We start from the raw sequence: 22650 nt of genomic DNA on the forward strand, positions 1-22650 counted from the left end.
CGCCCTTCCCTATAAGCTAAGCATTGCGTTTTACAAGCTTGTTCCAAATTATAACTATAAAACATGGTTTCATGAATTGTTTTCCCGCAAGTAATTACTCCGTGATTACGTAAAAACATTACATAATTTTGTCCAAGGTCATTAACCAGTGCTGCACTTTGATTGTTATTAAGCACTAAAGAACCGTAATTATGATACGAAACTCTTTCATAAAAATGTAATGCCCACTGGCTAATCGGTAATAACCCGTATTGCATCGACGAAACCGCAACACTTGCCGGCGTGTGAAAATGAAATATAGCAGAAATATCAGACCGTGCTTTATATATATTACCGTGAATAAAATAGCCGGTTTTATTATATTGATATTCACTTCCCTCTAAAACTTCCCCTTCTAAGCTAACTTTAAGTAGATTGTCTTGGGTTACTTCCTCAAATCTTAGACCAAAAGGATAAATATAATAAAAATCAGCATTTAAGGGTCTTGCGGATAAGTGAGTATAAGTATGGTCGTCCATAGCTAAATACGCCATTATTCGGTAGGCAGCAGCCAGATTATATTTTATATCGGTCATAAGTTTTTAATTAATGGCTTAATAAGCGAAGCTATACCTTCCGGCAATTTTATAGATGCCTTAAATCCAAGATTTTTTTTAACCTTTTCAGGATTGCTAATAGATTTATAAATGTCTCCCTCTCGTGCGTTTAAATAATTTAGCTTTACTTCATGACCGGCTGCTTGAAATAAAGTTTTTATTAAATAGTTAAGGGTTGTACCGTAGCCAACACCTAAATTATATATTTGCGGTTCAACTGCAATATAATCTTTAGCCAAAGCTAAGCATTTAACAACATCATCGATGAATATAAAATCTCTTTCTTGAGTTCCGTCACCATAAATATTTAGGGGTTTATTATTTTGCAAGTTATTAATAAAAATCGAAATAACTCCCGAATAAGGAGAGTTTGCGTCTTGCCTTTGACCGTAAACATTAAAAAACCTAAATCCTATAGATTTTAAACCATAGCAATGGGCAAAAACACTAGCTTGCAATTCAGAGCTATATTTATCAACCCCGTAAGGCGAAATAAATTTTCCTATATTCCCTTCCGATAAAGGCATCTGCGTTGAATTTCCATACACAGCCGCCGAAGATGCATATATAATCGGTATTTTTCTCTTAGCGGCTTCTAAAAAAACATTAATAGTACCGGTTAAATTAACTTTGTGACAAGCAAGCCAATTATCAATTGACTTTTGCACGGACGGTATGGCTGCTAAATGATAACAAAAATCTATTTTATCAAATGTTTTTTCAAGTATATTAGCATCATTAATATCTCCGACGATTAACTTACATTCTTTTGCAATATTTTCTATTTTTCCTGAAGATAAGTCATCAAATATTGTAATATTATGCCTATCTTTTAAAAGGTAATCGGCAAGATGAGAGCCTATAAAACCGGCTCCACCGGTAATTAAAATATTCATTTATAAATTTGATTTAAGTTTTTATAATGTTACAATTATAAACACATTTATCTCTTGAATCTAGTAATATTGGACGGTTTATATAAAATATTATATACCTAGAGGATTTATTATAATAGACTAAAGTTAATTGACAGACCTACTGTTTAAGGATATAATCGAGCAAATTATCTTTATTTACGAAGGATGATAAAATAGTTGAGTTTATTAATATTTTATTAACTTATGACAATTAATATTTTGTTTTTATTAGATAGCCTACAAAAAGGCGGGGCGGAAAGAGTAGCATCTAATATAATGAATAACTTATCTTCTAACCCCCAATATAACATAAATCTAATCACTTTTTATGGCGAGAACGAAACATATCAATATGAATTGAATGAAAATGTTAAAGTCACTAAATCAAGTATACAGAACGAAAAAGACCATTTATTAGAGCTTATTGATAATACAAAAATTGAGCTTATTATAAGTATTCTATATATGGACAGGCATATAAATCTTATCTATAAGCATTATCCTGATATTAAATATATTTTCACGGTTCATAGCACATTATTTTATTTTGCTCCATTTTTTGATAAACTTTTAAATATTATTGCAAAAGCTAATATAGTTACGGTTTTAAACACTTATACCTATAAAAGCTGTAGGCTAGCCGGCTTAAATAATATAACTATAATACCGAATCTTAATACTTTTAATACTTATGATATAGAACCTCAATTCTCTAATAATAAAAATTTACTGTGTATCGGTGATTTTATACGAGATATGGGAAGAAATAAACGCTTAGATAGGGTATTGAAAGTTTTTATAGAAGTAAAGCGTAAACATAACGATGCCGTACTGTATGTAATCGGTTTATATAATTTAACATTAAAAATAAATAACAAAACAGAAACATTAGAAGAGTTAATTGAAAAAAATAATTTAGAAATAGGAAAAGATATTATTTTTATAGGAGTGATTTATAACGTATCTTCTTATTACAAAAAATCAGCTGTATATATTATGACTTCAACGTTAGAAGGTATGCCTATGGTACTTTTAGAATCAGGAGCATACGGCTTACCTGTAGTCGCAAATAAAATAAACGGGCTTGAAGATGTTATTCTCGAAGGTCAAAACGGCTTTATAGTAGAGCAAGATGATATAAAAGGGATGGCTGAAAAAACTATTCTTTTACTGCAAGATAGCGAGTTAAGGCTAAAAATGAGCAAAAAAGCAATCGAACTAGCTAAAAGATTTGATAATAATAAAGTAATTTCTCAATGGGAAACTATTATTGATATGGTATTAAATAACGATCAATTAACCATTAACAAATTACTTTACAAAAATATTAATTACACTACGGAAGATTACAAAAATATAGCTCTTGATTCTTTAACAGCTTGTCGTCTAGCAACAAGAGATAATGAAATGTTAATAGATATGTCTTCTTATAACCCTGCTCTTTGTATAGTAATTCACAATCCTATAATCAAAAAAACTTTATTAGGCGTAAAATACATACTTAAAAAGTTACATTTATTAGGTTTATTGAAGAGAATCTTACAATAATCTCAAATATTTTAATTTATGCCTATTCTCCTCGCCTTACTATTAGCTTTATTATTTTTTAATAATTTAACATTTGCAAAAAATATACCGGATGTAGATTTTATGGAATCTATGTCTGGTGGATCAAAGTTAATAAAAGAAAACGTTAAGGAAAGAAATAAATATCTAAATAATGCAGGTATTAATTTAGATACTTTAGAAATAATGGCTAAACATTATTCTTTAAAAGCACCTTCAAAAATGCCCTATAGCAAGGATTTATTAATTCCCAAAATCATACATCAAATATGGATCGGCTCAAAAGATATTCCTCCTCTTTATAAAAATTATACGGAGGAATGTCGTCTTTTACATCCCAATTGGGAGTTTAAATTATGGAAGGACGAAGATATAGCCAAATTAAACATGCAATATAAAAATATATATGATCTTGCTCGTAGCCTAGTACAAAGATCAGATATATTAAGATATGAAATTTTGTTACGATTTGGCGGTGTGTATAGAGATATGGATGTTAAATGCTATCGACCTCTCGATGAAATGAATCATAAATATGATTTTTATGCAGCATTAGAATATGTAGGAGTGATTAATAACGGTTTTATAGCATCAGCACCTAATCATCCTATAATAAAAGAGACTTTAGATCAGATTAATAATAATTTACCTTTAGAATTTATAAAATATGATAACGGAGAACTTTATTTTGCTTCATTTCATAATTTTATAGTAAAAACTTCAATGATTCCTTTAACTGAAGCTTTTAAAAAAATCTCAAATTTTAACGATAAAGCTATAGCCATACCGACCACTTATTTTTTTGGTACTATAAACGGTGATCTCGTGTCTTGGACAAACTCTGTAACCCCTATCCCAAATAATATTTTTAATCTCATAAAAGCAGCTTTAGGAAATCCTCAACCTCATAAATTAGCTTTTGCTAGAGTACCAAAAGAAGCGTTGGTATTTCATAATTATGCTTCTAAATCTGAAATAGGCTATTTACCATTTAATGAAGGGATGGACATATATGATGTAGAACGGGGGCAAGCTTTCCAAAAATTACCTTTAATTGAGCAACATCGGTTAAACATGATGCGAGAAAATTATGAGAAATTTCATACTAAAAATATAGGAGAAATTCCTCAAAAAATAATATTTATCGTATTTAATGAAGAAGAAAAAAAAGAGCTTGATCTTAATATACCAGAATGGGTTATGTTAAACCGTACATTTGAGATTTATATCTGGACAAAAGACAAAATTTTAAAATCTTTCCCATATTTAGCAGCCTATTTTGACAATACTAACTATAATAATGAAGATATACGTTTTTTAGCAGGTTTAGAGATAATTAATAAAGAAGGAGGGCATTACATAGATTTCAAAGCAAAACCAATAGTTCCTATATTTGAACTAGGTAATAAGTTGAAGTTATATACCGGGATACAACCGGTCAATCATCAAAATTTACAAATTTTAGCATCAAATAGGCTTATAGGAGCAGTAGCAAATAGCCCTATTTTATCACAAGCATTAGATAAGTTTTATAAAAAAAATACTTCTATGAGATGGAATTTAATAGATATAATTAGTAAAAAAATGTTTTTATATGGTCCTATATTAGTATTACCTTCATCTTATGTCGGACCAACCGATTATCTTCCCGAAGATACTTACATTACTAAACTAAAAAGAATTTATCGTTATCATAGATCAACAATAAATGATAAGCATGCTTATTATTCAATAATTGATTAAATATATTTCATTTTTTTATATCAAGCTCATTTACAAAAGGTCTATAGATAATTTTATTTTCTTCTGAAAAATCTTTATTAATTATGGAATTTTCAGGGGCTTTCATACATTCTTTTAAATATTTATTATTCAAGTAAGGAGCTAAGGAATAATTTAACATATAACACTGCAAACCATCCTGTTTATTACCAAAATCAAAATTCACTTCTACGCCCTGCTCTAGCAATTTCTTTACTATTTCGCTTTGCTCATTAAAAATTTTTTGAGGCAACGATAATTGTTTTATTCTTAAGGTATTTTTAATTACCGAAAATGATGCAACGGCAAGTAATATCGCAAAAATAAATAATTCTTTTTTACTTTGATTGAATAAGAAAATACTATTTTTTATATATGCACAAGAAATTATACCGAATGCTAGACTATAGCATCCTAAATATCTAAGTAATGAGGCACCTTTAATTGCTTCTGCATAAGTGAAAGTGAAAAAATACAAATATAATCGCCATAAGATAAATATTAGATAACAAATAAAGGTAGCAACTAGCAAAAATTTATATTCTCTTAATAAAGAAGGCTTATATTTACGCACCGAGTACCAAGCTAACCCACCGATAATATATAGTGCGATACTCCCCTCTTTCACTAAAAATTTAAGAAAAAACTTGCCGTAATTAAGTAGTAATAATTTATGCTGCTCATTAAAATTTTCTATAATTGCGACGATATTACTAAAGCTATGCTCTCTTCTACCAAAAAAATCATGAGTATTTTTAAAATAACTCAGCCAAATAAAGCTACATAAAATCGGTAAAGTTAATAATAAGCAATAAAGGATTACATCTTTTTTATTTCTACCGCCCTTATAAAATTTTATATGATGGGATATTATAATTATAGAGGCAAAACTAGCTAGCCATAATCCAACTTCTCTGAAAAAAACAAGCAGCATCACAATCGGTAAGACAAAAAGCATGGCTTTATGTTTGTCTTCTTCAAGTATGTAGATAGCAAATATACAGCCGAACATTAAGCCAATGGTGCTATCGTTATATATTGATCGTAGACCCGTTGTGTAAAGCACGACTATAGCCAGCATTACAGCAATAAAAAAAATCGTTTGCCAAAATTTTCGATTTGCCATTAATGGTGCAAGAAAAATCAAATGCAATAAAAAATGAGCAAATAATACATTACCTTCAGAATAACCTGAAAGTAACAACATAAAATAATGATAAACGGCGCTACCTCTTGGATAGTGAGCGTGGGTAGTTATAATAGAAGAGGCGGAATTTTGATTTTCAAAAAAACCGAAATATAATAATTCTTTAGTAAATACTCCCCAATGGCAAAAATCATCATAGGCATGTAAATACGAGCCGCTTGTATAAATAAAAAATGCAATGATAATTATACTTAATGAGATAATTTCATTAACGTATGGTTTTATATTTTTTAAAAAGTCATCTTTTGAGATTTTGGTACAATAATAAGCAAAATATATTGTACCTAGAAAATAAAATAAATAAGTGGCTGCAGGTAAAAAATTTACCATAGCAGCACAATATAAAAGTGATATTAAAAGGGACGTAACTATCAGAACAGCAAAAATAAATTTTGTTTTTAAGCGGCTAGAAAATAAATATGAAAACCCAAGAATAGTTAATATCGGTATGAGGATCATAAAATTAAACTTGTTACGACAAAATGGTGGTTTAGATAAGAGTTTTCAATATCATCCCCGCAGGGCATTGTTGCCTGGATCGAATTTTTGCAAAGCGTACGGTGTCATTCCGTGGCTACGACCACGGAATCCAGTCTTTTTATTAAGGTTTTTTCTGGATACCGTGGTCAAGCCACGGTATGACACCATACTTGTAATAACCATAATACGGTAAATTATGATCCATGCAACAACGCCTTCCCGCAGAAATGAGAATGTTTTTTTAAGTGTGTCATTGTAAAAAAAATCACCATTTAAATTTTGTTCACAGAGCCTAGTATATTTTCTTATCTGTCTATGGAGTTCTTAACAATAAATATTATAAATTATTAGGAGATGAACTCAAGTTTTAAAATAAAATATACAAAAGAAAAAATAACTCTAGAAATTTTGTAATTTAGGTGATATAAAATTAAGCCATTCTTAGGGATATGCAGTTAAGGGTAAGCGCTTATTTACCTGCATTATGGAGAGGTGGCCGAGTGGCCGAAGGCGACGGTTTGCTAAACCGTTATACGGGTAACCGTATCGGGGGTTCGAATCCCCCTCTCTCCGCCAGTCTGGACAGTTAGCTACTTCTTGGAGTTTATCGAACGGGAAACGTAGAGAGTAATGCACCTTGCAGCCCTTCAGCTCCAGGTTTGCAAATATGAAATTTAAAAATTCACGTTTTTCGGCAATTGTCAAACCCTTAAAAGTTTCATAGGCGTTTGTCATAATATTTATAAAGTCTAAAAGCCTTTTGGAAAGCTTATCGTCTATACCGTCATAACTCTTAATTAATTCGTTTAGCTCACCTTGACGCTCTTTTAATTGTGATTTCTTACGTAAAAACTCCTCTCTTGTTAAAACGGCCGTCAGCTACTAAATCTACTAACAAATCAAGCTTATTTTGTATTTTGGTATGCTCTTCTCTTAATGCCTTTACTTCACCGCTAATTTCGTCAGCTCTGCCTCTATTAATACCTTTTAAATAATCCATAGTTTGCTTTAAAATTTCAGGGTCTTTTATCTTTAATCCTTTTAGTATGTTTTCAACTTGTCCTATTACCTCGTCCTCTCTTACTAACATAGTTTGTTTAGGATTTTCAGGATTCCAGGTACGTAAATATGTCCATTCCCCTACCTTGCCGCTTGGGTATTTCTTTACTCTAGTAGAAGCTGTAATTACTCTACCGGTAATGGCACATTTTAATATACCCCTAAATAAAAATTCTTTACCTCTATATTGAAAAGGTTTTTTATTCCATCTCATCCTAACCGCCTCGCATGCTTTAAATGTTTCTTTTGTAATTAACGGCTCGTGACAATGTGGTAATATATCACCTTTAAAACGCATCTCACCATAATAAAAGGGATTCTGTATTAGCCTATGAATTACCGACTTTGCTATAGGTTGCCCTGCCTTAGCACGTAATCCCCTTTCTTTTGCCTTTATAACTAACTCACCTATAGTATAACTACCTGTTGCGTATTCTTCAAATAATTTTTTTATTAGCGGTGCGCGAACCGGGTCAGGTATTACCAACCCCCTACCTCTTTCATCTCTTGTGTTTAAGTAACCAAAAGGAGCGTATGCAAACCATTCGCCACATACTTCTACTTTATATTTTAAGCCCCTCGTTACTGTTTCACTTAATAAATCTGTATATAATTTAGCATATGATACTCCTGTACCCCACATAAAAAGTTGATGTGCATTTGAATTTTGATCAATAACGTAACCTTCGCTATTAAAATGTAATTCTAATTTACCTTGTTTTACAAGTTTATCTAATATTGGTGTTTCAGTTTGTCTACGCTGTAATCTGTCCACTTTATCTATTATAAGGGCTATAGGTTCTTTTTGTTTTTCTATGAGTTTTATTATTTCCATGAATTGCTTACGATCACCTCTACTTGATGATTCAACAATTTTAAATCTCTCTATAATATTTAGACTTTTCCGTTTACAATACTCTTCTAACCTTGTTTCTTGTGTTTCTAATGAGCAACCGTCTTCTTGATCTCTAGACGATACACGGGATAATATTATTGCCTTAGTTGCTTTGTTGGTCATATTATTTTTCTTCCTCCTTAGTACTTTTATTTTCATAACTTTTTAAGGCGTAATTAAGGATAAAAGTAGCAATACTTAGAAAATCATTTTGTGTAAGTACTGACTCGTAAAGCCTTATATCGTTATAAGATTTTTTATATATTTCTGTATTAATTAGCCCGAGTAAAGATAAAGTACCAAGTACTGAAAAAAGTAGAATGCTAGATGGATAATTTAATAATTGATCTTCAACTAGAACCGTAACAGTTCTTTTAGGTTCAAGGCTTATTTGATTAATTAATTCACGTAACGTAGGATAATTAAGTGAGCCTTTATATTCTACAATTTTTAATATGGTGAAATTCTTTTGCCGGCAGTAGTTAGTGATGAGGCTTTGTCGGCGTTTGTGGCTTATAGAATTGGAAAGAGGCTTAAGAAAAATTATTGCTTTGGAAGCCGGTAATATAAAGTTTGGAGTTGATGAGTTTAATTTAGTAGATTGATTATTTTGATTGGTCATATTGGTTTATCCCCATTAATTTAAGTTGCTTAAATTTTAACCACCAAAGATTTTATCAACCTAAGGTGGTCGGGGAGTTAGAAAAACCGCCTAAGACAGCTATAATAGCTTTTAGGTTTAAAGTTTTCACCTTAGACCCTGAACATAACTATTATCACCCCGACCGTAGGGTCGAGGGTTTATATCATTTATACGGCAGATACTACCGCTTAGGATAGAGGTTTCTAAACCCCAGAATAGTTTTGCAACTACTCCGGTTACGATTTTATACAACTCCCCTTAAAAGTCAACTAGGCTTTATTGTTTTCTATATCTTTTTTTTCTTTCTCCGTCTCTATTCTAATTTGTACTTCAATAACCTTTTGACAAAATCCTACAAAATTCCTTGCTGCCTTTCTTGCCTCTTCTTCGGTTATTGCTCCCTCATAGGCGTCATAAATAGCTGTGACTATATTGTTAAACTTTTCAGCTAAATCTGTTTTATTCATAACTCCCCTTTGTTATATTTTACTAAAACACAGTGCAATAAAGCTAAGCTATCGGCTTCGTTATCATCTACGGGATTAAAACCTTTACTTTTGACTGCATCGATTACGGCGTATTTAGTAGCGTTGCCTTTGCCGGTGATGTGTTTCTTGATAGTACCGACCGGCACCCCTCTATAAGGTATTTGATGAATTTCACAAAAAGCCATTACGTGGGCTACGAAACCGCCGTATTTATGAGCGGCATCTGTTCCCTTGTGACTGCGTACCTGTTCAAAATAAACTTCATCAAACCCCTTGGTAGTGCTTCTAACCCGGATATTGCATGAGATATAGGAGACAAAATCCTCGTAAAGCTGTATAATACTGGTATTTCATTAGAATAATACAAAGGATTTTGTCATGACAAATTGTATAGCATATAGTTACCAGTTTTCCAAAGTAAAAAATCGGACAATAGAGATAAATTTCACTGGAGGTGATATTAGTAGCGATGGAGGTGTGTTGTTATTAAGAGAAGCAGATAAAAGGCTTGGTATAACAGAGGAGCTTGCTAAAATATTTCCTGATAGACGAGATGGTAGTAAAATTACCCATAATATGGCAACAATGCTGAGGCAACGAATTTATGGTATTGCATTAGGTTATGAAGATTTAAATGACCACAATTATCTACGAAAATGTCCTGCTATGCAAACAGCTATGGAAACAATTGATGATATGGCAAGTAGTTCTACCTTATGTCGTATAGAAAACAATGCTGATAGACACTTTGCAATTAAAGTGCATGAACTAATGCTTGATAAATTTATTAAGTCTCATAAAATAGTACCAAAGCAGCTAACCCGGATATTGCATGAAGTGAGATTTAAAGTAAGAAATTGAGTAATTTATAATATTAGCAATGATACTTTTGTAAAAATTTTGCCAAAAAGTGCTTTGAAGCCGTTATTTTCAAATTTTAGATGTAATGCCCCTTACCCCATTTTTTCTAAGCACCGGGAACAGTGCTAATCTAGGTTATTCTAATGCTAATTTCTTCATCACATGATTCCATACCTGTCGGTAAGGATATGATGAAGATAACAAAAACTTAATACGCCTAGTATTACGGATAATTACTACCCCAATTTTTAATAATTTTAAACGTATTGTACCTATTTGTGCTTTTGCTAATGCACTACCTTGTAATAAATTACCTCTGATATATTCTACTAAAGTGTATGCAAGACCCGATAAAATCATTCTGAGCTGATTAGCCCACCATCTATGACAAGAAGTACGATCTGCAAATAATTCTAGTTGTTGCTCTTTTATACGGTTTTCCATATCACCACGACCACAGTAAACTTTGTCGTATAAATCTTCAGGTTTATCTGATAAATTAGTTACTATATACCTTGGATTTTCTCCAAGCATTGTCATTTCTGCCTTACCAATTATTCTACGTTCATGACTCCAACTACCAGCCTTATATGGAAACTCACTAAAAAGACGTTGCTTTTCTTGGGTTATAATAAATGCTGCTTTTGACTTCTCCATTGTAGGTTTCAGTAACTCATTTAGTCTGTTATTTTGGGGCATTCCTACAATATATTTTATATTATGAATATCACACCAATCAAACATCTGATGACGACAAAATCCACTATCACCACGAAAAATAATCTTTACCTCTGGCCAAGCTTGGCGAAAACGTTTTACTAACAATGATAATATTGCCCAAGAATGTTTTGCTTGATCCTGCTTTGACGTCCTAAGATAACTAACTAACAGATGCTTTCCACAAAAAACATACAAAGGTAAAAAGCAATTATGACCGTAATAACCATGATAAAACTTACCTTCCTGTTGCCCATGAATTTCATCATCCGTAGCATCAAAATCAAGTATTAGCTGCTTTGGTACTATTTTATGAGACTTAATAAATTTATCAAGCATTAGTTCATGCACTTTAATTGCAAAGTGTCTATCAGCATTGTTTTCTATACGACATAAGGTAGAACTACTTGCCATATCATCAATTGTTTCCATAGCTGTTTGCATAGCAGGACATTTTCGTAGATAATTGTGGTCATTTAAATCTTCATAACCTAATGCAATACCATAAATTCGTTGCCTCAGCATTGTTGCCATATTATGGGTAATTTTACTACCATCTCGTCTATCAGGAAATATTTTAGCAAGCTCCTCTGTTATACCAAGCCTTTTATCTGCTTCTCTTAATAACAACACACCTCCATCGCTACTAATATCACCTCCAGTGAAATTTATCTCTATTGTCCGATTTTTTACTTTGGAAAACTGGTAACTATATGCTATACAATTTGTCATGACAAAATCCTTTGTATTATTCTAATGAAATACCAGTATTATACAGCTTTACGAGGATTTTGTCTCCTATATCTCATGCAATATCCGGGCTAATACTTGATTTTGATGCTACGGATGATGAAATTCATGGGCAACAGGAAGGTAAGTTTTATCATGGTTATTACGGTCATAATTGCTTTTTACCTTTGTATGTTTTTTGTGGAAAGCATCTGTTAGTTAGTTATCTTAGGACGTCAAAGCAGGATCAAGCAAAACATTCTTGGGCAATATTATCATTGTTAGTAAAACGTTTTCGCCAAGCTTGGCCAGAGGTAAAGATTATTTTTCGTGGTGATAGTGGATTTTGTCGTCATCAGATGTTTGATTGGTGTGATATTCATAATATAAAATATATTGTAGGAATGCCCCAAAATAACAGACTAAATGAGTTACTGAAACCTACAATGGAGAAGTCAAAAGCAGCATTTATTATAACCCAAGAAAAGCAACGTCTTTTTAGTGAGTTTCCATATAAGGCTGGTAGTTGGAGTCATGAACGTAGAATAATTGGTAAGGCAGAAATGACAATGCTTGGAGAAAATCCAAGGTATATAGTAACTAATTTATCAGATAAACCTGAAGATTTATACGACAAAGTTTACTGTGGTCGTGGTGATATGGAAAACCGTATAAAAGAGCAACAACTAGAATTATTTGCAGATCGTACTTCTTGTCATAGATGGTGGGCTAATCAGCTCAGAATGATTTTATCGGGTCTTGCATACACTTTAGTAGAATATATCAGAGGTAATTTATTACAAGGTAGTGCATTAGCAAAAGCACAAATAGGTACAATACGTTTAAAATTATTAAAAATTGGGGTAGTAATTATCCGTAATACTAGGCGTATTAAGTTTTTGTTATCTTCATCATATCCTTACCGACAGGTATGGAATCATGTGATGAAGAAATTAGCATTAGAATAACCTAGATTAGCACTGTTCCCGGTGCTTAGAAAAAATGGGGTAAGGGGCATTACATCTAAAATTTGAAAATAACGGCTTCAAAGCACTTTTTGGCAAAATTTTTACAAAAGTATCATTGCTAATATTATAAATTACTCAATTTCTTACTTTAAATCTCACTTCATGCAATATCCGGGCTAAGTTCTGAAAGCCATCGTTGCAATCGTACAAATACCATCCCGCCACCTTCAAATTTATCCATTTTAAAGTTTTCCGTACCCGAGGTAATGCTGCCGTTATTGTAGTGTAAAGCCCAGCCTGTTATAGTGCCGAGGTCTAGGGCTAATATTGTTTTGTGGTTCTTTGGGTTATTCATTTTTCTATCCTTAATGCTTGATAAAGCTTTTTTAATAATTGTTTTAATAATTCTCCAGTTGAATTTTCTGAAACAAAATCATAAAAATCATTTGGAGTTACGAGTCCTGAAGTAGCTATATAAATTCTTTTCATAATTGCTACTCTAGGGATTGTTTTCTCATGCAAATATTTATGAATGTACGATTGCGAAACTCCAATTGATTCAGCCATTTTGCTTGGTGATGTTCCTGTTATATACATCCATTCCTCTAATTTCATAAATATACCTTTGCTTAAATTATAAATTGCAGAGATAAAATATTTTTCAAGGTACGTGTTTTACAAGCTTTAATATGAGCTAGAATTGAATATTTACACGTGTCTACAACTTAAATTTATGATGTTGACCAAGTTATAACTATGGCACAGGTAAAAACCGAAAAAGGGGAATCTCGGAGTTTCATCAATCACACTTTAAACCCTTACGGCTACCCTGCTAAAGATCGGTCGGGGAAGCTGGAAATGATCGAGCCGCCGCATCTGGGTAATTTAATGAACCAAATCAAATCAACAACAAAATCAAAAAAAGGGGAATAATATTATGAGTTATTACGATTTTAATACTGCAATTAATCAATCATGGTTTGACCTAATCCCAAGGGGTGATCATGCTATAAAAAAACGTACAAATCGAATTAAGATGAGATAAAATAAATCTTAGGAGGATTTGCAATGAGTCAAAAAATATACGATAAAGAATTTAAAATTAATGCAGTAAAACTGTATTTAGCAAATAAAGGTAGTAAAAGCATCAATGATATTGCTAAGGATTTAGGGGTTTCACGCTCTGGTTTGGGATATTGGCTTAAGAATTACAAAGGCAAAGGAGAGGCTAGCTTTGTTGGTAGTGGCAATGTAATGAATCAAGAGGTACGAGATTTAAAGAGGGAATTACATCTTGTAAAACAAGAGCGAGATATCCTAAAAAAAGCAGTGGTCATCTTTTCAGCTCCCGCAAACAAAGGTACGAATTTATGAAGAATCATAGTTCTTGTTTTTGTGTAGATCAGATGGCTAAGATTTTAGGGGTTAGTAGAAGTGGTTATTATGATTTTATTAATCACATGCCAAGTAAAAGAGCTGAATATAATGAGGAATTGATAAGTAAGATTAAAACTATTTTTACAGAAAGTTATAAAACTTATGGAAGTCCAAGGATTCATACAGAGTTAAAAGAACAAGGCTTTGTTTGCTCACGCCCTCGAGTAGCAAGGCTAATGCAAGTAAATAGCATTCAAGCAAAAATGTACAGAAAGTTTAAAAAGACTACAAGGCAGTCTGATAAACCTTATCATAGGGGAGAAGATTTGGTTAAACAAAATTTTTCTGCCTCAAGCCCAAATAGCATTTGGGTAGCTGATATAAGTTATATTTCTGTAAATAATAAATGGGCTTATCTTGCTATAGTACTTGACCTGTTCTCACGGAAAGTAGTAGGTATGGCGTTAGAAGAAACTATGAGAACTGATTTGATAATTAAAGCTCTTAACTCTGCTGCATTACAACGTAAACCCTTAAAAGGGCTTATTCATCATTCTGATCTTGGAAGCCAATTTACTAGTTTTGACTTTTATAATGCAACCAAAAAACACGGAATTGTTTTAAGTCATGGAAAGACTGGTGTGTCCTATGATAATGCTGCTATGGAAAGCTTTTTCCACACTCTGAAAACTGAGCTTGTTTATTTTAAAAAATACCAAAGCTTAGAAGAAGCAAAGCTTGATATATTTACTTATATTTTTACTTTTTATAACCAAAAACGGAGGCACTCTACATTAAATTATCAAACTCCAAATGAGTACGAGTTACATTATAAAAAAATTAAAAACGTCTCTCTTTAATTTGTCCGTTTTTTTGTTGCAAGATCAGCCTTATAGTTCTACAAGTTCCTCTTACGTGAGCCGAGAGGAGCAAATTGATGACTGATAATACTAAGCTAGATAAACCGCAAACTAACAATATTGTACCGGAAATAGCAAAGTTAAGTAAGAAAAATAAAATATTGTTAATACATAAGATAGCGATTGGTTTAGGTCTTACTTTGTTCTTATTAGTTGGTGGTTATATCTTTTATTTTAAGACTAAGGACGAAAAAAGCAGTAGCACCATAGATAAAGCTAAGTCTGAATCAGAAATTATAAAAAAAGAATTTTCCTTTAAAAAAGAAAAGCAGGAAGAAGTAAAAGAGCCTGTAGCACAGATTGCAGAGCGTAATTTTAACGTCAAGGATGAAGATAAGTCGTTAACTACTGCAAAGCCTACATTTAAAAAATACAAATCAATTCCTTTAAAATCTGATGAAACTACTGAGGTTTCTGATTCCCCTAATAAGGAAGTACAAAGTAATGATGCGGATAGTGCCGTTATAGCCGAGAGAATCAAAATTGATCCTAACTTTTTAATTCCCGAAAGTACTTATATATCTTGTAGCTTGATGATAAAATTTGTGTCTGATGTGACGGGACGTATTACATGTATTATTGCAGAAGACGTATATAGTGCCAATGGCTCGGTCAAATTAATTGAAAAAGGTACAAAAGCAATTGGAATTCCAGGCGGCACTTTAGAGCAAGGAAAAGGAAGAATGCTTGTTATTTGGACGAAATTAATCACTCCAGACTTTAAACGTATAAAGCTTATAGATACGCAGGTTGTCGGGCAACTTGGCGAGGCAGGTATTGATGGATGGATTGACTCACATTTTCGGCAGCGTTTCGGCGGTGCTTTAATGCTTAGCGTTGTAAGAGATGCATTAAAGATTGCCGCAGAGCGGCAACAGAAGAAAAACAATAACACTGTAAATATAAATAATATAGATAATACAAAAGATACTTTTGTAACAATAGTAGAGAAAATGCTTGATAACAGCATTAATATAGCTCCGACTATGTATAAAAATCAAGGGGACATAATCGGCATCCTTGTAGGCAAAGACATTGACTTTTCTAAGGTTTATAAATTAAAGATGTGCAAGTGACTATTACTAATATTTCATTACATTATTTTGCCGAGAAGTTGTTTCAGCCTTTTCTTGATCAAAAAGAAATAACTGAAATAGCAATTAATCGACCAGGGGAAGTTTGGTACGAACAGCACGGCATTTGGCAAAAAAATGATAATGCTAATATTACTAATAAATTACTTAAATCTTTTGCTATATCGCTTGCATCATTTAATGAAACAGCAATAGATGATTGCCAGCCGATCTTATCGGGAACGCTTGAAACAGGGGAGCGTATACAGGTTGTTTTACCTTCTGCAGTAGAGAAAAATACTATTTCTGTTACGCTGCGTAAACCATCAAAAAATATATTAAGTCACGAGTCTTACATAGAAAACGATTTTTATAGTAAAATCGTTGCAGCGAAGGTAGTAGACCAAGAAAAACAGGAATTAATCAGTTTGTATTCACAAAAACAAATATCTTTGTTTATGGAGCGTGCCGTAGAATTTGGTAAAACGATAGTCTTTGCAGGTGCAACAGGTTCAGGGAAAACAAGCTATATGAAGACCTTAATAGAATATATCCCTCTTAATTGCCGATTAATTACTATTGAAGATACTTCTGAAGTAAAATTTTATAAACATAAGAATTATGTACATCTTTTTTTTCCTTCCGAAGCTGCAAATGATCCGCAGGCAGTTATTACCTCTGCCAGTTTATTAAAAGCCTGTTTCCGAATGAAGCCTGACAGAATTTTATTATCGGAAATTCGAGGCGGTGAAACTTGGGACTTCGTTAAAGTAGTTAATTCTGGACACGGCGGTAGTATGACCTCAATACATGCTGGTTCTATTAGTGAAGCATTAGAAGGTATTATTACTCGTTGTTATCAGAATCTAGAGTGTCAAAATCTTAGCTATTCGGTTATTAAAAATATTGTACTATCTAGTATTGATATAGTTTGCCATATTAATTGTAGCGGAGGAAAAAGATATTTAAGCGAGATATATTATAAAGACACGGAACTTGCAAAATTAAAAGCGGAATTATGAAATTCTTTAACAAAGGACAAATGATATTTACGTTTATTTGCATGCTTATTTTAGCATTTCTAGCAGCCAATTTTTTTGTTTATTATTTGCACGAAATACCTATAAAAGCAATCATTAATAACTGGGATTTTTTCAAGATTTTTGAGATTATTTTTGAGAATTACGTACCAGATAATATTAAACAACAAGGATATAAAGCTTTGCTTATCGGTTTTGGCATATCTTTAATAATACCGTTACTTGGCTTAATGGCTATTAATAGGCTACCTAAGGAAACCTTATACGGCGATGCTAAGTTTGCCACTCTTAAAGACATTTTAAATTCAAAAGCTGTTAGCTATGGCAACGAAAAAGGCAGGGGAATAATTGTCGGTAAATTCAGAGGTAAGTTAATTCGTTATACAAAACCTGATTTTGTTTCACTCGGTGCAGGTACTAGGTCAGGCAAAGGGGCGGGGGTAGTGATTCCTAACTTACTCGAATGGCAAGAATCCCTTATTATACTCGATATTAAGCAAGAATGCTATAATATCACCAGCAAATATAGGCAAGACGTCTTAAAGCAAGAAGTATTTTTGTTTAACCCTTTTAGCTTTAATACTCATCAATTTAATCCTTTTTACTACATTAACTTAGATGAAACTGAAGGCAGTACTGACTTAATGGGGATGGCTGAAATTATTTATCCAACAGATAACGTTACTGGTGCAGAAAAGCACTTTAATAATTCTGCACAAAGCCTTTTTATTGCTCTTGCAAAAACTCTTTGGATACTTCTTCAAAAGAATCTTATATTTTTACAGGAACATAATATTGCTAATATCTTCTCTATCGGTAATTTATTTGTTTTGTACAACACCGTACTTATGAATGATTTAACAGAAATTTTAGAAGAAAATTTAAGTCTGAAGAAGCTAAATGCCCTACAAATCGAACTTGCTAAGGATGGCTTAGCAAAAATTAGAAGCTTCATGCTTCTTGGTGATGAAGGAAAAGCGAGCGTCATGGCTACTTTTGAAAAGCAACTAAAGCTTTTTGCTCTGTCCGTAGTAAAAAATGCCACTGACGACAATAGCTTTGATTTTCGAGACTCAAGACGTAAAAAAATGACTATCTACTTAAGTATTGCACCGAAAGATTTAAAAATAGCTTCACTGATTTTGAATTTATTTTTTAACTGTGCAATTAAAATTAACCTTAGTGAAAACCCTGACTTTATACCGGAGCTTAAATATTCGCTGCTATTAATACTTGATGAATTTCCGGCAATAGGCAATATACCTTACATAAAAGAAGCCGCAGGATATATTGCAGGCTATAAAATACAATTGCTAACTATCTTTCAAAACGTATCGCAGCTTAACGAAATCTACGAAGATCAAGGGCGTAAAACCTTACTTGCTAACCATTCGTGTAAAATAGTCTTTGCACCAAATGAGCAAGACGATGCCGAATATTTTTCAAAAGAAATAGCCTATACTACTACTAAATCTACTTCAGAAAGCAGGAATACTAACCAAACTTACGTATCGCAAGGCAAATCTAAAAGTGAAGCAAAACGGGCTTTAATGCTACCGCAAGAATTAAAACAGCTGCCTTTTGAACAAGAAATAATATTACTAAATGGTGAAAATCCAATTAGATGCGAGAAAGCTTTATATTATAATGATCGCTTCTTTATGGACAAGTTAATTTCTTTATCTTCTACTTTACAGCTATATACAAATAAAAAAAAGCTACCTACTAAAGAACAGCTAGCCATTGCACTTAACAAAGGTGAGCTAGCTATTAACTTTAAATAAAGTAAATCCTTATGAAAAATATTCTTATGCTTTTACTTAGTATAGTTACTATTTCAGCATGCTCTGCACCTAAGCCGACAAAGATTTCTTTCACAAGGAATATAAAGCCTGTGAACTTTAATGATAATATTACTATAAGTAATATTATCATTAAATCTTCACAGGTTCAAAGCTGTTGGAATAAACAATTTGCATATTCAATTAATGAACATCAAGCACATCCCCCTCAATTCTTTTACGCTATTGCACATGCTGATAGGATTATTGCACACATACAAGCACCTTTTATAGAGTTTGTTTTTTTAAAGGTACAGTCTCAATTAAGAAGTTATGGAACTACTGCTTTAATTGAGTTATCGATAGCAGAAGATAATAACCAAAATCCACAAGTAATTTTGGAATGTGTGAAAAACTAAATAACAAGCTTCATTCCTCACATTATTTTATCTCATTTTAACTTAATTTTTCTAAAATCTTCTTAAGATTTTTATCAATTTCATCTAAGTAAAATGTTTTAGCCCGGATATTGCATGAGATATAGGAGACAAAATCCTCGTAAAGCTGTATAATACTGGTATTTCATTAGAATAATACAAAGGATTTTGTCATGACAAATTGTATAGCATATAGTTACCAGTTTTCCAAAGTAAAAAATCGGACAATAGAGATAAATTTCACTGGAGGTGATATTAGTAGCGATGGAGGTGTGTTGTTATTAAGAGAAGCAGATAAAAGGCTTGGTATAACAGAGGAGCTTGCTAAAATATTTCCTGATAGACGAGATGGTAGTAAAATTACCCATAATATGGCAACAATGCTGAGGCAACGAATTTATGGTATTGCATTAGGTTATGAAGATTTAAATGACCACAATTATCTACGAAAATGTCCTGCTATGCAAACTATAATGGTACCCAAAAACTAGACAAGAAAATAGAGAAAAGTAGGTATAATATCTCCTAGGAAAAGGAGCAAAAAATGAAAAAACAAGTTAAAAAATATAGTGCAGAAGAAAAAGCAAAAATAGCAATTGAAGCAATATCTGGAGAAATGACTATAGCTCAAATTACCAGCAAATATGGTGTTCACGCTAATCAGATTTATAAATGGAAGAAAGAAGCTTTAGATTTTATGGTTTCTGGATTTAAATCGAAATCTAAACAACAAGATACCGGCCAAGAAGATTTAATTAAATCATTATTTGAGCAAATAGGCCAGTTAACAGTTGAAAGAGACTGGCTTAAAAAAAAATCTAGTATCTTTGGATTTAGAGGTTAGGAAAAAAATGATAAGTTATGCTTCAAATTTAACCATAGCAAGACAATGCAAACTTTTAGATTTAAACCGCTCAAGTTACTACTACCGAGCTAGGAATACCTTAGATGATAAGGAGTATAGAGTACTGAACAGAATTGATGAGATTTTTACAGAGCATCCCTATTATGGTACTAGAAGAATGTCTCATGTCCTAAAATCCGAAGGGTTAAATGTTAGTCGTAAGATGATAAGAAAATATTATAAAATACTTGGTATTGAAGCAGTATACCCAAAGATTAATTTAAGCCGTAGGAATCAGGCTCATAAAGTATACCCATATCTATTAAATAATATAGAGGTGGTTTGCTCCAATCAAGTTTACTGTGCAGATATTACTTACATAAGATTAAAGCAAGGTTTTGTATATTTGGTTGCTATAATGGATTGGTATAGTCGTTATATTTTGAGTTGGCGGGTGTCGATTAGTTTAGAAAATGATTTTTGTATTGAAGCTCTAAATGAAGCAATATCTATACATGGCAAGCCTGACATTTTTAATACGGATCAAGGAGTACAATTTACATCAAAAGATTTTACTCAAATACTTGAGCAACAAGGCATAGCTATTAGTATGGACGGCAAAGGCAGAGCCTTAGATAATGTATTTATTGAACGTTTTTGGCGATCTTTGAAACAAGAGAAGATTTATCGTTTTGATCTTGAAACAGTACGTGAAGCAAAGATAGCTATCAGAGATTATATAGAATTTTATAATCAGCAAAGACCTCATCAATCGCTTGAATATAAGACACCTGAAATGATACATTTTGCAGAAAAACTAGAAAATTATCAAGAGGCTATATGACATAGAAAATGCAAACTTTACTTTGAAAAACCAATACATTAATACAGGAGAATTACACCTCTAAAATTTAAAAAATTTGTCTAGACAAAGGGTACCACCTCACATTCTTGGGCAATATTATCATTGTTAGTAAAACGTTTTCGCCAAGCTTGGCCAGAGGTAAAGATTATTTTTCGTGGTGATAGTGGATTTTGTCGTCATCAGATGTTTGATTGGTGTGATATTCATAATATAAAATATATTGTAGGAATGCCCCAAAATAACAGACTAAATGAGTTACTGAAACCTACAATGGAGAAGTCAAAAGCAGCATTTATTATAACCCAAGAAAAGCAACGTCTTTTTAGTGAGTTTCCATATAAGGCTGGTAGTTGGAGTCATGAACGTAGAATAATTGGTAAGGCAGAAATGACAATGCTTGGAGAAAATCCAAGGTATATAGTAACTAATTTATCAGATAAACCTGAAGATTTATACGACAAAGTTTACTGTGGTCGTGGTGATATGGAAAACCGTATAAAAGAGCAACAACTAGAATTATTTGCAGATCGTACTTCTTGTCATAGATGGTGGGCTAATCAGCTCAGAATGATTTTATCGGGTCTTGCATACACTTTAGTAGAATATATCAGAGGTAATTTATTACAAGGTAGTGCATTAGCAAAAGCACAAATAGGTACAATACGTTTAAAATTATTAAAAATTGGGGTAGTAATTATCCGTAATACTAGGCGTATTAAGTTTTTGTTATCTTCATCATATCCTTACCGACAGGTATGGAATCATGTGATGAAGAAATTAGCATTAGAATAACCTAGATTAGCACTGTTCCCGGTGCTTAGAAAAAATGGGGTAAGGGGCATTACATCTAAAATTTGAAAATAACGGCTTCAAAGCACTTTTTGGCAAAATTTTTACAAAAGTATCATTGCTAATATTATAAATTACTCAATTTCTTACTTTAAATCTCACTTCATGCAATATCCGGGTTAGTTAGGGTTTTGAATTGTAAATTATTATTTATTTCATCGACTATTAAATAAGTTTTCTTTGAGTACTGTAAAGATTTCAATATTAAGGCAAATTGAACAAAAACTAACAGTAATATTATAGTATAATATGTCATATATATATTTAACCTCATAATAATTTTATAAATTTCACAATACTTTGATCAGAAACAAACGTAATAAAAAAAGATAATTGTTTAAGAAATAACAATAATGTAAAAAATAAATTAATAGAAAAATGAAGCTCTGCTTTATTTTGGATCATATTTAAATGTCGTTGATTTTGTATATGAAGTTTTTGAAAGCTATCCGCAATTTCACTTCGCATAGCTATATTAAAACCTGATACATGACCTAATTTACTTTTTATATCTTTTATACCTTGCAGCTGTTGTTCTTCAGATGATGAATTATTTTTGTTATCATCAGACATAATT

Annotated in this window: 26 protein-coding genes, 1 tRNA gene and 2 pseudogenes; 16 read left to right on the plus strand and 13 right to left on the minus strand. The window is 32.1% G+C overall.

Annotated elements, in window-relative coordinates:
• Positions 1–17: 17 nt before the first annotated feature.
• Both AAGD48_RS01190 and AAGD48_RS01195 read right to left on the minus strand, forming a co-directional pair.
• Positions 18–575 (minus strand): annotated as a pseudogene (locus tag AAGD48_RS01190) (class II aldolase/adducin family protein); the annotation flags it as partial.
• Positions 572–1492 carry an NAD-dependent epimerase/dehydratase family protein gene (locus AAGD48_RS01195; RefSeq protein ID WP_341790133.1) on the minus strand — a complete coding sequence of 307 codons (921 nt, stop codon included), beginning with the start codon at positions 1490–1492 and terminating at the stop codon, positions 572–574. The pseudogene AAGD48_RS01190 and the gene AAGD48_RS01195, both read right to left, overlap by 4 nt.
• Before the next feature lie 225 nt (positions 1493–1717).
• Here AAGD48_RS01195 and AAGD48_RS01200 point away from each other — a divergent pair, with 225 nt between their 5' ends.
• Together AAGD48_RS01200 and AAGD48_RS01205 are read left to right on the plus strand one after the other, a co-directional pair.
• On the plus strand, positions 1718–3061 hold the full coding sequence (locus AAGD48_RS01200) for a glycosyltransferase (RefSeq protein ID WP_341790134.1): 1344 nt from the start codon (positions 1718–1720) through the stop codon (positions 3059–3061).
• A 111-nt stretch (positions 3062–3172) separates the two neighbouring features.
• On the plus strand, positions 3173–4822 hold the full coding sequence (locus tag AAGD48_RS01205; protein ID WP_341790135.1) for a glycosyltransferase: 1650 nt from the start codon (positions 3173–3175) through the stop codon (positions 4820–4822).
• Between the two features lie 7 nt (positions 4823–4829).
• Here AAGD48_RS01205 and AAGD48_RS01210 read toward each other — a convergent pair whose 3' ends face one another.
• Positions 4830–6506: a hypothetical protein gene (locus AAGD48_RS01210; protein WP_341790136.1), complete on the minus strand. Its 1677-nt coding sequence runs from the start codon at positions 6504–6506 to the stop codon at positions 4830–4832.
• Positions 6507–7013: 507 nt separating this feature from the next.
• Between AAGD48_RS01210 and AAGD48_RS01215 the strand changes: the two genes are divergently transcribed.
• Positions 7014–7103 (plus strand) — tRNA-Ser (locus AAGD48_RS01215).
• Positions 7104–7368: 265 nt separating this feature from the next.
• On the opposite strand, the gene AAGD48_RS01220 is transcribed toward AAGD48_RS01215, so the two are convergent.
• From AAGD48_RS01220 to AAGD48_RS10595, 5 genes are all read right to left on the minus strand, one after another.
• The gene (locus tag AAGD48_RS01220; RefSeq protein WP_341790137.1) at positions 7369–8640 is read right to left on the minus strand and encodes a recombinase family protein; all 1272 of its coding nucleotides are present in this window, start codon (positions 8638–8640) and stop codon (positions 7369–7371) included.
• Positions 8606–9103 (minus strand): hypothetical protein, encoded by a 498-nt coding sequence (locus AAGD48_RS01225; protein ID WP_341790138.1) that lies wholly within the window; start codon positions 9101–9103, stop codon positions 8606–8608. Before AAGD48_RS01225 ends, AAGD48_RS01220 begins: the two co-directional genes overlap by 35 nt.
• Before the next feature lie 290 nt (positions 9104–9393).
• Positions 9394–9591, minus strand: coding sequence for a hypothetical protein (locus tag AAGD48_RS01230; protein WP_341790139.1), 198 nt, complete (start codon positions 9589–9591; stop codon positions 9394–9396).
• Positions 9588–9797: a hypothetical protein gene (locus AAGD48_RS01235; RefSeq protein ID WP_410526019.1), complete on the minus strand. Its 210-nt coding sequence runs from the start codon at positions 9795–9797 to the stop codon at positions 9588–9590. Before AAGD48_RS01235 ends, AAGD48_RS01230 begins: the two co-directional genes overlap by 4 nt.
• Before the next feature lie 8 nt (positions 9798–9805).
• Positions 9806–9931, minus strand: coding sequence for a hypothetical protein (locus AAGD48_RS10595; protein ID WP_410526020.1), 126 nt, complete (start codon positions 9929–9931; stop codon positions 9806–9808).
• A 59-nt stretch (positions 9932–9990) separates the two neighbouring features.
• Here AAGD48_RS10595 and AAGD48_RS01240 point away from each other — a divergent pair, with 59 nt between their 5' ends.
• Complete coding sequence (locus AAGD48_RS01240) at positions 9991–10473, plus strand: transposase (protein WP_341790140.1); 483 nt, start codon at positions 9991–9993, stop codon at positions 10471–10473.
• Positions 10474–10608: 135 nt separating this feature from the next.
• Here AAGD48_RS01240 and AAGD48_RS01245 read toward each other — a convergent pair whose 3' ends face one another.
• Positions 10609–11922 (minus strand): IS1380 family transposase, encoded by a 1314-nt coding sequence (locus AAGD48_RS01245; protein ID WP_341789277.1) that lies wholly within the window; start codon positions 11920–11922, stop codon positions 10609–10611.
• Between the two features lie 59 nt (positions 11923–11981).
• Between AAGD48_RS01245 and AAGD48_RS01250 the strand changes: the two genes are divergently transcribed.
• Positions 11982–12887: an IS1380 family transposase gene (locus tag AAGD48_RS01250; protein ID WP_341790141.1), complete on the plus strand. Its 906-nt coding sequence runs from the start codon at positions 11982–11984 to the stop codon at positions 12885–12887.
• 160 nt (positions 12888–13047) lie between these two features.
• Here AAGD48_RS01250 and AAGD48_RS01255 read toward each other — a convergent pair whose 3' ends face one another.
• A complete protein-coding gene (locus tag AAGD48_RS01255; protein WP_341790142.1) occupies positions 13048–13242 on the minus strand; it encodes a hypothetical protein in 195 nt (64 codons plus the stop codon).
• Positions 13239–13502: a helix-turn-helix transcriptional regulator gene (locus AAGD48_RS01260; protein ID WP_341790143.1), complete on the minus strand. Its 264-nt coding sequence runs from the start codon at positions 13500–13502 to the stop codon at positions 13239–13241. The genes AAGD48_RS01255 and AAGD48_RS01260 overlap by 4 nt, the downstream gene beginning before the upstream one ends.
• A gap of 141 nt (positions 13503–13643) precedes the next feature.
• Between AAGD48_RS01260 and AAGD48_RS01265 the strand changes: the two genes are divergently transcribed.
• The 11 genes and pseudogenes from AAGD48_RS01265 to AAGD48_RS01315 all read left to right on the plus strand — a co-directional run.
• Positions 13644–13820 (plus strand): hypothetical protein, encoded by a 177-nt coding sequence (locus AAGD48_RS01265; protein WP_341790144.1) that lies wholly within the window; start codon positions 13644–13646, stop codon positions 13818–13820.
• Positions 13821–13955: 135 nt separating this feature from the next.
• Complete coding sequence (locus AAGD48_RS01270; RefSeq protein ID WP_341789367.1) at positions 13956–14261, plus strand: transposase; 306 nt, start codon at positions 13956–13958, stop codon at positions 14259–14261.
• A complete protein-coding gene (locus tag AAGD48_RS01275) occupies positions 14174–15124 on the plus strand; it encodes an IS3 family transposase (RefSeq protein ID WP_341790717.1) in 951 nt (316 codons plus the stop codon). The genes AAGD48_RS01270 and AAGD48_RS01275 overlap by 88 nt, the downstream gene beginning before the upstream one ends.
• A 77-nt stretch (positions 15125–15201) precedes the next feature.
• A complete protein-coding gene (locus AAGD48_RS01280) occupies positions 15202–16260 on the plus strand; it encodes a TrbI/VirB10 family protein (protein ID WP_341790145.1) in 1059 nt (352 codons plus the stop codon).
• Positions 16257–17279 carry a P-type DNA transfer ATPase VirB11 gene (gene virB11, locus AAGD48_RS01285; RefSeq protein ID WP_341790146.1) on the plus strand — a complete coding sequence of 341 codons (1023 nt, stop codon included), beginning with the start codon at positions 16257–16259 and terminating at the stop codon, positions 17277–17279. Before AAGD48_RS01280 ends, virB11 begins: the two co-directional genes overlap by 4 nt.
• An 86-nt stretch (positions 17280–17365) precedes the next feature.
• Positions 17366–19081: a type IV secretory system conjugative DNA transfer family protein gene (locus tag AAGD48_RS01290; protein WP_341790147.1), complete on the plus strand. Its 1716-nt coding sequence runs from the start codon at positions 17366–17368 to the stop codon at positions 19079–19081.
• 11 nt (positions 19082–19092) lie between these two features.
• Positions 19093–19497: a hypothetical protein gene (locus AAGD48_RS01295; RefSeq protein ID WP_341790148.1), complete on the plus strand. Its 405-nt coding sequence runs from the start codon at positions 19093–19095 to the stop codon at positions 19495–19497.
• Between the two features lie 191 nt (positions 19498–19688).
• Positions 19689–20006, plus strand: coding sequence for a transposase (locus AAGD48_RS01300; protein ID WP_341790149.1), 318 nt, complete (start codon positions 19689–19691; stop codon positions 20004–20006).
• 53 nt (positions 20007–20059) lie between these two features.
• Entirely contained in the window at positions 20060–20359 is a 300-nt protein-coding gene (locus tag AAGD48_RS01305) for a transposase (protein WP_045812944.1), read from the plus strand.
• 7 nt (positions 20360–20366) lie between these two features.
• Positions 20367–21203, plus strand: a complete 837-nt coding sequence (locus tag AAGD48_RS01310) for an IS3 family transposase (RefSeq protein ID WP_341789327.1) — start codon at positions 20367–20369, stop codon at positions 21201–21203.
• Between the two features lie 102 nt (positions 21204–21305).
• Positions 21306–22016 (plus strand): annotated as a pseudogene (locus AAGD48_RS01315) (IS1380 family transposase); the annotation flags it as partial.
• A gap of 160 nt (positions 22017–22176) precedes the next feature.
• On the opposite strand, the gene AAGD48_RS01320 reads toward AAGD48_RS01315, so the two are convergent.
• Positions 22177–22329 (minus strand): hypothetical protein, encoded by a 153-nt coding sequence (locus tag AAGD48_RS01320; protein WP_341790150.1) that lies wholly within the window; start codon positions 22327–22329, stop codon positions 22177–22179.
• A gap of 14 nt (positions 22330–22343) precedes the next feature.
• Positions 22344–22646 carry a hypothetical protein gene (locus tag AAGD48_RS01325; RefSeq protein ID WP_341790151.1) on the minus strand — a complete coding sequence of 101 codons (303 nt, stop codon included), beginning with the start codon at positions 22644–22646 and terminating at the stop codon, positions 22344–22346.
• Between the last annotated feature and the right edge of the window lie 4 nt (positions 22647–22650).

The sequence above is a fragment of the Rickettsia endosymbiont of Polydrusus tereticollis genome (assembly GCF_964026385.1).
Taxonomy (GTDB): Bacteria; Pseudomonadota; Alphaproteobacteria; order Rickettsiales; family Rickettsiaceae; genus Rickettsia.

Bases quoted from the DNA above. Each gene is read 5' to 3' on its own strand.
- AAGD48_RS01195 (WP_341790133.1), bottom strand. From the start codon at position 1,492: ATGAATATTTTAATTACCGGTGGAGCCGGTTTTATAGGCTCTCATCTT.
- AAGD48_RS01200 (WP_341790134.1), top strand. From the start codon at position 1,718: ATGACAATTAATATTTTGTTTTTATTAGATAGCCTACAAAAAGGCGGG.
- AAGD48_RS01205 (WP_341790135.1), top strand. From the start codon at position 3,173: ATGTCTGGTGGATCAAAGTTAATAAAAGAAAACGTTAAGGAAAGAAAT.
- AAGD48_RS01210 (WP_341790136.1), bottom strand. From the start codon at position 6,506: ATGATCCTCATACCGATATTAACTATTCTTGGGTTTTCATATTTATTT.
- AAGD48_RS01220 (WP_341790137.1), bottom strand. From the start codon at position 8,640: ATGAAAATAAAAGTACTAAGGAGGAAGAAAAATAATATGACCAACAAA.
- AAGD48_RS01225 (WP_341790138.1), bottom strand. From the start codon at position 9,103: ATGACCAATCAAAATAATCAATCTACTAAATTAAACTCATCAACTCCA.
- AAGD48_RS01230 (WP_341790139.1), bottom strand. From the start codon at position 9,591: ATGAATAAAACAGATTTAGCTGAAAAGTTTAACAATATAGTCACAGCT.
- AAGD48_RS01235 (WP_410526019.1), bottom strand. From the start codon at position 9,797: ATGGCTTTTTGTGAAATTCATCAAATACCTTATAGAGGGGTGCCGGTC.
- AAGD48_RS01240 (WP_341790140.1), top strand. From the start codon at position 9,991: ATGACAAATTGTATAGCATATAGTTACCAGTTTTCCAAAGTAAAAAAT.
- AAGD48_RS01245 (WP_341789277.1), bottom strand. From the start codon at position 11,922: ATGACAAATTGTATAGCATATAGTTACCAGTTTTCCAAAGTAAAAAAT.
- AAGD48_RS01255 (WP_341790142.1), bottom strand. From the start codon at position 13,242: ATGAATAACCCAAAGAACCACAAAACAATATTAGCCCTAGACCTCGGC.
- AAGD48_RS01260 (WP_341790143.1), bottom strand. From the start codon at position 13,502: ATGAAATTAGAGGAATGGATGTATATAACAGGAACATCACCAAGCAAA.
- AAGD48_RS01265 (WP_341790144.1), top strand. From the start codon at position 13,644: ATGGCACAGGTAAAAACCGAAAAAGGGGAATCTCGGAGTTTCATCAAT.
- AAGD48_RS01270 (WP_341789367.1), top strand. From the start codon at position 13,956: ATGAGTCAAAAAATATACGATAAAGAATTTAAAATTAATGCAGTAAAA.
- AAGD48_RS01280 (WP_341790145.1), top strand. From the start codon at position 15,202: ATGACTGATAATACTAAGCTAGATAAACCGCAAACTAACAATATTGTA.
- AAGD48_RS01295 (WP_341790148.1), top strand. From the start codon at position 19,093: ATGAAAAATATTCTTATGCTTTTACTTAGTATAGTTACTATTTCAGCA.
- AAGD48_RS01300 (WP_341790149.1), top strand. From the start codon at position 19,689: ATGACAAATTGTATAGCATATAGTTACCAGTTTTCCAAAGTAAAAAAT.
- AAGD48_RS01305 (WP_045812944.1), top strand. From the start codon at position 20,060: ATGAAAAAACAAGTTAAAAAATATAGTGCAGAAGAAAAAGCAAAAATA.
- AAGD48_RS01310 (WP_341789327.1), top strand. From the start codon at position 20,367: ATGATAAGTTATGCTTCAAATTTAACCATAGCAAGACAATGCAAACTT.
- AAGD48_RS01320 (WP_341790150.1), bottom strand. From the start codon at position 22,329: ATGACATATTATACTATAATATTACTGTTAGTTTTTGTTCAATTTGCC.
- AAGD48_RS01325 (WP_341790151.1), bottom strand. From the start codon at position 22,646: ATGTCTGATGATAACAAAAATAATTCATCATCTGAAGAACAACAGCTG.